General features: G+C 47.8%; 11 protein-coding genes. 8 read left to right on the top strand and 3 right to left on the bottom strand.

Annotated elements, in window-relative coordinates; genetic code table 11:
- Nucleotides 1–68: 68 nt before the first annotated feature.
- Nucleotides 69–209: a hypothetical protein gene (locus C8J48_RS18655; RefSeq protein ID WP_170105179.1), complete on the bottom strand. Its 141-nt coding sequence runs from the start codon at nucleotides 207–209 to the stop codon at nucleotides 69–71.
- Nucleotides 210–378: 169 nt separating this feature from the next.
- Here C8J48_RS18655 and C8J48_RS05130 point away from each other — a divergent pair, with 169 nt between their 5' ends.
- Genes C8J48_RS05130 through C8J48_RS05100 form a run of 7 tightly spaced genes read left to right on the top strand, consistent with a single transcriptional unit; the run spans nucleotide 379 to nucleotide 6,832 of the window.
- Nucleotides 379–2,433, top strand: coding sequence for a BglG family transcription antiterminator (locus C8J48_RS05130; protein ID WP_107725269.1), 2,055 nt, complete (start codon nucleotides 379–381; stop codon nucleotides 2,431–2,433).
- A gap of 2 nt (nucleotides 2,434–2,435) precedes the next feature.
- A complete protein-coding gene (locus tag C8J48_RS05125) occupies nucleotides 2,436–2,903 on the top strand; it encodes a PTS sugar transporter subunit IIA (protein ID WP_107725268.1) in 468 nt (155 codons plus the stop codon).
- A gap of 25 nt (nucleotides 2,904–2,928) precedes the next feature.
- On the top strand, nucleotides 2,929–3,210 hold the full coding sequence (locus C8J48_RS05120) for a PTS sugar transporter subunit IIB (protein WP_107725267.1): 282 nt from the start codon (nucleotides 2,929–2,931) through the stop codon (nucleotides 3,208–3,210).
- An 11-nt stretch (nucleotides 3,211–3,221) separates the two neighbouring features.
- Nucleotides 3,222–4,487: a PTS galactitol transporter subunit IIC gene (locus C8J48_RS05115; RefSeq protein ID WP_107725266.1), complete on the top strand. Its 1,266-nt coding sequence runs from the start codon at nucleotides 3,222–3,224 to the stop codon at nucleotides 4,485–4,487.
- A gap of 38 nt (nucleotides 4,488–4,525) precedes the next feature.
- Complete coding sequence (locus C8J48_RS05110; protein WP_107725265.1) at nucleotides 4,526–5,572, top strand: zinc-binding dehydrogenase; 1,047 nt, start codon at nucleotides 4,526–4,528, stop codon at nucleotides 5,570–5,572.
- A 20-nt stretch (nucleotides 5,573–5,592) separates the two neighbouring features.
- Entirely contained in the window at nucleotides 5,593–5,772 is a 180-nt protein-coding gene (locus tag C8J48_RS05105) for a hypothetical protein (protein WP_107725264.1), read from the top strand.
- Nucleotides 5,773–5,785: 13 nt separating this feature from the next.
- Nucleotides 5,786–6,832, top strand: coding sequence for a galactitol-1-phosphate 5-dehydrogenase (locus C8J48_RS05100; protein ID WP_107725263.1), 1,047 nt, complete (start codon nucleotides 5,786–5,788; stop codon nucleotides 6,830–6,832).
- A 113-nt stretch (nucleotides 6,833–6,945) separates the two neighbouring features.
- On the opposite strand, the gene C8J48_RS05095 is transcribed toward C8J48_RS05100, so the two are convergent.
- The gene (locus tag C8J48_RS05095; RefSeq protein ID WP_107725262.1) at nucleotides 6,946–7,734 is read right to left on the bottom strand and encodes an N-acetylmuramoyl-L-alanine amidase; all 789 of its coding nucleotides are present in this window, start codon (nucleotides 7,732–7,734) and stop codon (nucleotides 6,946–6,948) included.
- Nucleotides 7,735–7,909: 175 nt separating this feature from the next.
- Between C8J48_RS05095 and C8J48_RS05090 the strand changes: the two genes are divergently transcribed.
- Complete coding sequence (locus C8J48_RS05090; RefSeq protein ID WP_107725261.1) at nucleotides 7,910–9,718, top strand: S9 family peptidase; 1,809 nt, start codon at nucleotides 7,910–7,912, stop codon at nucleotides 9,716–9,718.
- A gap of 86 nt (nucleotides 9,719–9,804) precedes the next feature.
- Here the strand turns inward: C8J48_RS05090 and C8J48_RS05085 are convergent, their stop codons facing one another.
- A complete protein-coding gene (locus C8J48_RS05085) occupies nucleotides 9,805–11,334 on the bottom strand; it encodes a family 43 glycosylhydrolase (RefSeq protein ID WP_245891068.1) in 1,530 nt (509 codons plus the stop codon).
- Between the last annotated feature and the right edge of the window lie 7 nt (nucleotides 11,335–11,341).

Raw genomic sequence — 11,341 nt, 5'->3', positions numbered from 1 at the left:
ACAACAAAGCCCTGGGCCAGAAGGTCCAGGGCTTTAAGCGAGTTACCGATAAGAGCGGCGATTCAACCTCAGGTACTGGGTCGGTTGGGTCCTTCCAACTTTTTATTACCATAGCCAGGATCTTTCAACTCTTCCCGCTTTACTTCCGAATCCGCCTGTTTCGCTTGCTGTTCGCGGCTTTTATTTTCTTGATGGCGATATTCACCCATGTGAACAGCCTCCTTTCACCCCTATCTTCCCCATGGGAGCATAACCCATTCAATAAAGCCCGCTATCCAATCACAAGGTGCAACAATCCCAAGGCCCAAAAAAGGGAATGAAAGCGTATACAAAGACGATTTTACGGATGTTACAATCTTTGGTGAAGGGGGGAACGCGATGTATCTCGACAGACGGAGTACAAAATTATTGCAAGAGGTTGTTTCCAACCCTGGATTAAAGAGTGACGATCTTAAGCGAATACATGATTTAAATCGCAGACAACTCCAATACAGCTTTGACAAAATCAACGATTGGCTGAATTTAAAAAATCTCCCCAAAATCGAGCGCACCAGACAAGGTCGATTTGTGATCGATCCCGTACTCGCCTCCACTATCCTGCAAAAGAAAAATATCCCCCTGCAAGAGACCCTGCCGTCGGAACAGGAACGCATCTCGATCATTCTTCTTATGTTGGTCAGTCGTAATGAGGAACTTTCCCTTCTCCATTTTACAAGTGTACTCCAGTTTAGTAAAAACACAATCCTGAGTGATATAAAAAAGGCACAACGTTTTTTGGATCAATACGAGATTGAGATTCAATATTCCAGACGCCACGGCTACCGCCTTCTCGGCACAGAATTCGCAGTACGACATGTGCTAATCGCATTGGTTAACCAATGTCTCACCCTCCCAAATGGCAGACACCACCTGGAAAAGGCGACGGGCCTTTCCAAAACAGCGATCGATGGATATCGCCAACAAATCGAGGGTGTAGAAAGGGAGCTCGAACTTCAATTTACAGATGACAAAATCGAGGCGATGCCCTATATACTCGCGCTCACCTTAAAACGGATTAAACAAAAAAAGACGGTTGAACCCTTCTACATTCACTATGATGAACTCTCCGATACAAAAGAATATCGTGCAACTGAACTTATTCTAAAGAATTCGGAAAATATCCCAATTGAGGAGCGACTATTTATTACGCTTCACTTACTAACCACCAATGTATACACCTCTGAAAATGAGACTGAAGACCTTGTTCCACATTTAAGGCAGGCACTCAGCGATATGCTGGTATTGTTTGAGAAGCGCTCCTGCATCTTTTTCAAAGAGAAAGAGCAACTGCTGAATCAACTTATGTTGCATACCAAACCGGCTTATTACCGCATTAAATATCACTTAACCGAAGCCAACGAGTTGCACCATTCCGCCAGCACCGACTTTTTGGAGCTTCATCATCTCGCTCGCCAAGCGATGCAACCGCTGGAAGAGTTAATCGGTGAGCCCATCCCGGAAAATGAGGCGATTTATCTCAGTATGTTGCTAGGAGGGTGGTTGTGCAAACAAGGGGATCGTCTACAGCAACAGATAAAAGCCGTGGTTGTCTGCCCAAATGGAGTCTCCGTTTCCAGACTGATGCTGAGCCAATTGCATGCGCTCTTTCCTGAATTCGTTTTCGTGCAAGCGTTGTCCATCCGTGAATTTCAGACCTACTCCCTTCCCTACGATCTTGTCTTTTCTTCGGTTTATGTGCATACGGATAAAAAGTTGTTCATGATCTCTCCACTTATGGGTGAGACTGAAAAACTGCGCCTTCGAAAACAGGTGATGATGGAGACAACGGGATTTGTTCCGACCGATGTACAACTGCAGCAGTTACTTCAGATCGTTGAAAAGCATGCAATCGTAACAAATAAAGACCCCTTGGCCGTGGAGCTCAATCAATTTCTACAACAGGGAAATGTCTCAATCCCAGATGTACGAACGGAGAGGGATACCCCCAATTTATCGGACTTCTTGCATGAAGGGACCATTCAGAAAAAACGGGGCGCACAATCATGGGATCATGCCGTACGGATCGCCGCTAAACCGCTACTCGCGGACCGGAGCATCTTCCCTTCCTATATTGAAGCGATCCTTTCCGTAGAAGAGCAAGATCCTTATATTATCCTCGGATCAGGAATCGCCATTCCACACGCAGATCCTGAGCTAGGCGTCAACCGTGTGGCAATGAGTCTACTTCAACTGGATGAAGGAGTTCCATACGCGGGTAATCACACGATCCACACCATCGTCGTAATTGCCGCAGTAGACAAGTACCAACATCTAAAAGCACTGCGACAACTGATAAAACTATCGCAACATCGCAAAACCGCGCTCTCCATCGCGAAAGCGAACTCCGTCACAGCAATCGCTTCACTCATTCACACCTATCAAGAAAGGATATGAACATGAATACATGGTTGTTGGATGAATCGATGATCCTGCAAAATATTCGAGCGAATACCAAAGATGAGGTTCTATATTTGATGGCTTCTAATATGAAGAGACAAGGGGTTGTAAAAGAGAGCTACATTCAAGCGGTGATCGAGCGCGAGCACCATTATGCGACGGGGCTACCTACACAAGGGATTTCCGTCGCGATCCCCCATACGGACAAAGAACATGTGAACCGAAAAGGGTTAAGTGTGGGCGTGCTTCATGAGCCTGTGGATTTTGTCATTATGGGTGAACGTAAACAGTCTACTCCCGTCAAACTGGTTTTTATGCTGGCTGTAGATGAGAGTCATCCCCAGCTTTTCCTGTTGCAGAAGCTGATGGGCCTGTTCCAAGATGAGGAACTTTTAACCTATCTCGCATCGGAGCCGGATAAAACCAAGATCATCGCCACCTTGAGAAATACTCTGGCGCTTGACTAAAAAGATGGAAAGGCAGTGAAAAGAGATGAAAAAACGCGTTTTAGTCGCATGCGGAACTGGAATTGCCACCTCTACAATCGTTAATGACGCCATTGAAACCCTATGCAAAGAGTACGATATCGACGCTGAGATTTTACAGATCAAAGTAGCGGACATCCCCGCCTACCAAGATTCCGCTCATTTGCTGGTCACCACAACGATTATCGATAACAGCTATCCTTTCCCGGTGATTCATGCACGCTCATTCTTGACGGGGATGGGTGTGGAGGAGACAAAACGTGAGATCTTAGAGGAACTTCAGAAATAGGGGGCATTTTTATGGATGGACTCGTTCAAGGATTTCAAACATTTCTCGATTTGGGTCCAACGGTCATTCTACCGGTAGCCATTTTTCTGCTGGGCCTACTCTTTGGCCAAAAAATCGGTAAAGCTTTTCGTTCCGCGGTTACGATTGGGGTTGCCTTCGTCGGTATCTTTCTTGTCGTTGACTTATTGGTCAATAATCTAGGGCCGGCAGCCCAGGCGATGGTAAAACGGATCGGTGTGGAACTCCATGTCATTGACGTCGGGTGGCCAGCAGCCGCATCCATTTCATGGGCTAGCCCGGTAGCCGCTCTCATCATTCCACTTGCACTGCTCGTCAATATCCTTATGCTATTGACGAAAACCACCAAAACCATGAACGTCGATATTTGGAACTTCTGGCATTATGCCTTCATTGGAGCGATTGTCTATTTTCTCTCTGACGGAAGCCTGGTGCAAGCGTTGATCGCAGCCGTTCTTTTTCAAATCGTCTGCTTAAAAATTGCCGACTGGACAGCACCAATGTTGGAGAAATACTTCGATCTTCCCGGTATCTCCGTAGCAACTGGCAGTACGATCTCATATGCCGTTCTAGGTATCCCCATGGTCAAACTTCTGCAAAAAATCCCCGGTATCAACAAATTGCATGCCGATCCCAAAACGATTCAACGCCATTTCGGAATATTTGGTGAGTCGCTGTTCATCGGATTGTTTCTGGGTCTGGCACTCGGTGTACTGGCTGGCTATGATATCGGTGATACCCTGAACATCGGGATATCCATGGCTGCGGTTATGCTGCTAATGCCGCGGATGGTGAAGATTTTGATGGAAGGTTTGATGCCGATCTCCCAATCCGCCCGCGAATTTTTACACAAGCGCTTTGGTACAAAAGATATCTACATCGGACTTGACGCCGCTGTCGCTATCGGACATCCGTCGGTAATCGCCACTGCATTAATTCTTGTGCCGATCACCGTAGTTTTGGCCATTATTTTGCCCGGAAACAATGTTTTACCCTTTGGCGACTTGGCTACGATTCCCTTTATCGTCGCCTTTATCGTAGGTGCTGCCCGGGGAAATATCGTTCACTCCGTGATTGTCGGTACCGTTATGATTGCCCTGTCCCTTTACATGGCAACAGATATCGCACCCCTTCATACAGACATGGCAAACAACGCCCAGTTCAATATTCCTGAGGGAACCAATCTCATTTCAAGCATTGACCAGGGTGGAAACCTTGTAAACTATGTCATTTATAAGCTCTTCTCACTCTTTAACTGATTTTATCAGCGGATGAACCAAAGCAGGAGGAGATGTGAATGAAGGCACTGGTGAAAGAAAAGCTCGGCTTTGGCAACCTAAATCTACTGACAGTGGAGGAACCTACTGTAAAAGAGGGGCAGGTCAAGATTGAAGTGAAATATACCGGAATTTGCGGTTCCGATTTGCATACCTATGAAGGCGATTATCAAGTAAATGCCCCTGTGACCCTCGGCCATGAATTTGCGGGCGTTGTGGTGGAAGTCGGCCCCGGTGTTACAGGGTTTCAGGTCGGCGACCGCGTTACATCGGAAACCACCTTTTCCGTCTGTGATAAGTGCCGCTATTGTCGAAGCGGCGACTATAACTTATGTAACCGGCGCAAAGGGCTGGGAACACAGGTGAATGGCGGCTTTGCCAAGTATCTGGTCGCCAATGCCAGACATGTGCATAAGCTTCCCGAAAATGTGGATGATGCATCCGCTTCATTGACGGAGCCGCTCGCTTGTGCTTACCACGCCATCCAGAAAACCCATATAAAACCGGGAGATGTAGCGGTTGTTCTCGGTCCAGGCCCGATTGGCCTATTAACCGCACAGGTGGCCAAATCATACGGTGCCACAGTCGTCATCACCGGCTTGGACCACGATCAAACACGCCTAAACAAAGCGATCGAGCTTGGGATCGATATAGCCGTCAACATTGAAAGAACCAATGTTACCGCTATTGTAAACGAATTGACGGACGGATATGGAGCAGATCTTGTTTTTGAATGTACGGGTGCGGTGTCCGCCGCCAACACGGGATTGGACCTCCTAGCCAAAAAAGGTGAATATATCCAAATCGGCATTTTTCCCAAAGCCATGATTGAAATCGACTTTAAAAAAATCATCCAAAAAGAAATTCGTGTGATCGGTACCCGCAGTCAAAAATCAGCGGACTGGGAGCCTTCCCTTGCTATGCTAAATGATCAACGTGTAAACGGAAAAACACTAATTACCCATACATTTACAATCGCTGAGTGGAATAAAGCCTATCAAACGATCAAAAGTGGTGAAGCGATCAAGGTATCGCTTGTTCCAGTTGAGGTGGAGGGGACAGAGTAATCGACAGGTGGTGTCGTGATATGGTTCAATTTGTGGTCGATTCCATGCTAGGCCCTTACGGAAAAATAATTAGCAACTGGTATCTCGACCATCAGATGTTGGTTAATACTTTTGTGATTGCCATCGTCTTATTTAAACGATTGCAGAGACGGAGCCGACCAACGACCCCAGAGGCGAATGAGTCGTCTCGGGTGTCCTAAGGGAGAATTCGTTATGAACGCTTTAAAACTATACGGAATCAGCGATTTACGCTACGAACAGGCGCAGCCTCCCGTCATCGAACAAGCAGATGACGTTATCATCCGTGTAACGGTAACCGGTATTTGTGGATCGGATCTGTCGCGATACAAAAAGCTGGGTCCTTATGTGGAAGGAATGGTGTGGGGCCATGAATTCACTGGTGTGGTCGAAGCCGTCGGGAACGCCGTCACTCACGTCTCTCCCGGTGATCGTGTCGCAGCTTGCCCTACAATCGCTTGTGGAACATGTAATCGCTGCTTAAGCGGTGTTCCCTCCCAGTGCATTAGCCTGACTGTGATCGGATCGAAGCAGCCTGGATGCTTTGCTGAGTTTACAAAACTTCCGGCAGCCAATGTGTTACCCCTTCCGGAGGGTATTGCAGAAGAGGCGGCTGCACTGCTTGAACCGGCAGCCGTAGCCCTTCACGGTTTCTATTTGACTAACTTGCAACCCGGCAGGAGCGTTGCTGTACTGGGATGTGGAAATATTGGCTTGCTCTCCATACGATGGGCGACCCTGTTTGGAACGAAAACCGTCTTTGCGATTGATCTCGATCCCCAAAAACTGACCTTGGCCGAACAGATGGGGGCCAATGTAACCATTTGCCCCAAACAGAAAACAGCATATGAGCAACTGATGGAATATACCGATGGAGAGGGTGTTGACCTGGCTGTGGAAGCTGCCGGCTCGCCCGCCACCTCGGCTCAAGTGCTAGCTCTTCCCCGCAAAGGGGGAGAAGTCGTTTATATGGGTATCCCATATGGAGATGTCCCCATTGAACGCTTCTATTTTGAGAAAATTGTCCGAAACGAATTGACCCTGTATGGTTCCTGGAACGCCGTCTCTGCTCCCTTTCCCGGGAAAGAATGGACAACCGCCCTCCAAATGATGAGCTCAGGACGGTTGGATGTAACATCGATGATTACACACCGCCTTCCCTTAAGCGAAGGAGTGCAAGCATTTGCAGATATCCTGCAGCAAAAGGAGTTCTTCGGCAAAGTACTCTTATATCCTAAATAAAATCCAAACAAAACGTTGCTCTCAGTACCCCATTAAGAACTACTAGGAGCAACATCCTTATTGTCATCCCTCGTTAAAAATGCTGTTTTAAGATGGCAGCTTTAGCAGAATCTTTAACTAACCAAGATATACGCATCCTCAATTCCAAGTGCCCGTAACTCCGCCAAACGCGCTTCCGCATTGGAACGCTGACTAAACGCACCTGCTTGCACGCGATACCATGTGCGACCATCGATTGTAACGGTAAGGATCATAGAAGCGATACCGTTTCTTTCCAAAAATTGTTTTCGTTCTTCCGCATTGGTCCGGTTTTGAAATGACCCGGCAATCACGCGGTACATCGTGGTCGTACGGCGGGGTAAGGACAATGCTTGTGCGATGCCATCCGCTGTCGCTTGTGACAGATCGCGAATAAAATTGGCGTTGCGCAGCAAATTGAGGTCGGCCGTTGTATCGATAAACAGATTCTCCAGTAGAATCGCGGGCATCTGGGTCTCCCGCAGCACATGAAAGTTAGCCCGTTTTTTCCCCCTATCTCTTACACTGTAACGGGAACCGATCCCTTGTATCACTTTAGCATGAATCGTATTCTGCGCCTGGATAGTAAAATTGGAAACAGACCCGTTATAGATGTAGCTTTCCCAACCGGTTCCTCCACCTGCGTTAATATGAATGGAACAAAAATAATCGGCCCGGTTGTTGTTAGCGAAGTTGGTTCGTTCCGCCAGGGAGACCGTCCGGTCCGTTGTACGGGTCATCAATACATCGACGACATATTGGCTGGTAAGGGCATCGCGAACCTTTAACGCGATATCCAGATTAAAATCTTTCTCCCGGTAACCGCCATTTGTCGCACCGGGATCGCTTCCCCCATGACCAGGGTCAATCACCACTTTTGCCATGAATCTATCACCTCTGTTAATAAACTATGAAAATACGACAGCTTCGGTGATAGACCACAGTGGAAAGAACACACCCAAATGATAGAGAGACAATACCTCATCCTATAGGCAGGAATATCCGTCCCCTCTCCTTAAATGATAGAAGAGTAGAATGAATCATTTGGAGGAGACATTTATGCTGAAGTTTTCCAAACCGGATGTCGAGCATTTTTTTCGCACGATGGTTATCCAACAATTTGCCGTTAGTCCCGATGAAAAACAGCTGATCTTTAGCACCAATCTCAATGGCTCCTTTGACTTATGGGGGATGGATTTACCTCACACCTTTCCCTATCCTCTCACCTTTCATGGCCAAAGCAACCATGGCATCCACTACGACAAACAGGGACGGTTTATCGTCGCCAGCTTTGACAACGACGGGGATGAATTGACGCAATTGTATGCCCTCCCTCCGCAGGGAGGCGAGTTAAAACCGCTTCGTGTACAAGAAGGAGAACGTCATTTTTTCGCGGGCTTGTCCCAGGACGGCAAGCGACTCTACTACACCTCCACCAAGGGGAACCCTACCTATCTCAATAGCTTCTGTTACGACCTTGAAACAGCGAAAGAAACCTTACTGTTAAAAGGAAAAGAGGGTGCGACCTCCCTAATCGATGTCAGCCCTGATGAAGCGGGATTATTATTTGTGCGCCACTTCGCCAATACCTATATTCCGGGGTTTGTCCGATACAACGGGGAAATGATCTCGCTCACCCCACCGACGGAAAAACAGTTTACCGTCTCCGATGCCCTTTTCACTTCTGATACTGACATTTATCTGGTAACCGATTATAATGACGAATTTTCCTATCTGGCTCATTTTGATCTCAAAACGCGCCAATTTACAAAGCAAATCGCATTGGAGAAAGAAGGATTCACCATCCTTAAGCTGGATAAAGAGCATCATTGCCTATACTTAGTCGGATCACGCGGTGTAGAGGATCGCCTTTATCGCTACAGGATGGAAACAGGTAGAATGGAGCAAGTGGATACACCCGTCGATGTAATTGAACAGATTGTAATCGGCAAAAGCGGTACTGTTTATCTGCTCGGTCGCAGTGCCACGCTTCCCTTTAATCTGTTTAGGCTGAAGACCGATAGCCAAGAATGGACTCCCCTCACCCATTTTAAAGTGCCTAGTATTTCCCGAAGCGAGTTGGTTGAGCCAGAAGTATTTACCTATCCTTCGTATGATGGCTTGGAAATAGAAGGATTGTACTTCCGCGCCAACCCGGAAGCGGATAACGGCCATCTCATCCTCTGGCCCCATGGAGGCCCCCAAGCCGCTGAACGTAAAATGTTTCGCGCGCTATTTCAGTTTTTGCTCAATCGCGGCTACAGCATTTTGGCTCCCAACTTCCGCGGATCTTCCGGCTATGGCTTATCCTTTATGAAAATGGTAGAAGGAGATTGGGGCCACGGCCCACGTCTGGACAATGTGCAAGCGTTGGAATACGCCATTGCCCAAGGTTGGGTGGAACGGGATAAAATCTTATTGATGGGAGGCAGCTATGGCGGCTATATGGCCTTGTTGCTACATGGACGCCACGCAGATTACTTTAAAGCCGTCGTCGATATCTTTGGCGTTTCCAATCTGTTTAGCTTCATCGAGTCGGTTCCCGACCATTGGAAGCCAGCATTGAAGCAATGGGTTGGTGATCCGGAGAAAGACAGAGAAAAATTGTTGGAGGATTCTCCGATTACCCATTTGGCGGGGATGACGCGGCCGATGTTAGTGATTCAGGGAGCCAACGACCCGCGAGTGGTGAAGGCGGAGTCGGATCAAATCGTAGAAGCCCTGCGAAAACAGGGGGCCGATGTAGAATACCTCGTGCTGGAAGACGAAGGTCACGGCTTCTCCAAAAAGGCAAACGAAATGGAGGTATACCGGCAGGTATTGGACTTTTTTGACCGCCATACCGTAAAAGCTACCGTTATTGGTTAAAGTAACCGAGCGCAGGGTAATATGGTATCCCCCATATTCGCATATGCAACGGGTCCATGATGTTTATCATGGACCCGTTCCTTATACTACGGCGTTGTTTTTATCGGTTTCCAATGCTGGGCACCGGTAAAAGTATCTTTCCAGATCTGCACATTGGATCCTTCAGCTGTGCCGCCGCCAGCAACATCCAGCAACTTGCCCGATTCGACAGGTGATTCATACATAATATCGATACAATCCACTTCAGCAAAGTTGGTGTTGTGGGTATAACGGATCGTGTTATCGCCTGCATTTAAATATACTTTCGCAGTGGCGTTCGTCCAGTTGTCCCATCCCGAATAAGCGACATAAAAGTTTTGATTCGGTCCCCCGTTGACGGACATGTTTAATATGGCCCAATCCCTGTTACTTGTGCCGTTATCGGTTCTGGCAACTAGAATATAATAACCCGCCACCGGGACATTGACTGTAAACTCCAGATAATCGCCGGGATTGTCGATATAACCGACTTTGGCGCCGTTGGACGCACTGGTATGATAAATAACGCGGGCACCTCCGCCGAGGCGGGCGTGTTCGGCTTCATATCGATCACGCGGCATCTCGCCTGAAGGAATCGCAATGGGGGTGTTTGGTGCCGCTGGTGTCCCTAAATTTGGCGTATTGTCCGCATTCCAAGTAAACTTTTGGGTGCGTATGGCCCGTGTCCACCCTGCTCCGCTCCAGCGAGCCGAATGGTAGACAATCCAGTCCTCGATTCCGTCCGGCGACTTGGTAAAACTGTGATGGCCGGGGCCGTAGATGCCGTTGCCGCTCTGAAAGATCGGTGTACTTTTCTTCGTCCAGGAAGCCGGATTCAAAAGATCGCTATCTGTACTAGCGGTAATCAGTCCAAGCGCATACGTGTCCGTCCAGCTCCCGCTTCCCGAATAGACGATATTGATTTTGCCGTTGCGCACGATCACCTCCGGTCCCTCATTTACTCGCGGAGTTGTGTTCGTCTCCCAAGAATACTGCGGATAAGCAATTCTCACCCGATTGCCGCTCACTTTTGTCGGGCTGCTCATCGGTGCGATGTACAAGTTTTGATCTTGATTGGTTGCATTGGCCCATCCGGAATAGATGAGATACAGTTGTCCATTGTTTTCCAGCACCGTATGATCGATCGCCCAATAGTCATTAGCGGGATCATAAAGGCGTGTCAGTGTCCATGAGCCAGTAAACGGGTCTTTATTCGGGTTGCTTAGTACAAACATTCGTTGCGTAGTGGTCGTATTCTCCGTTCCTTTGGAAAAATAAATGTACCACACACCGTCAATATGCGCGATTTCCGGAGCCCAGACGGCACAGCAACCTTTCCATATCGAAACGCTTTCGCCCGCATCCATTCCGAGTAAGGAGCGGTGCCGCCATAATCGAACATCTCCACCGGTGGTATAAGTTGAATAATAATAACCGTCCGTATGCCTATATACCGATGGATCAGCACCATTTTGAACCAAAACGTTATAAAAATTGTTCGTCATCGCTGCATCAGCCGTCGGATATGGAAATAGTACAAGTAAAAAAGAGGCGATAAGAAGCAATGCCAACCCTTTTTTGCCCAGGCGTGTTTTCAATTTTCCG

It is taken from the genome of Desmospora activa DSM 45169, from assembly GCF_003046315.1.
Lineage (GTDB): Bacteria > Bacillota > Bacilli > Thermoactinomycetales > DSM-45169 > Desmospora > Desmospora activa.
Note: the sequence above shows the minus strand (reverse complement) of the source record. Positions and strands in the feature narration are given on the sequence as shown.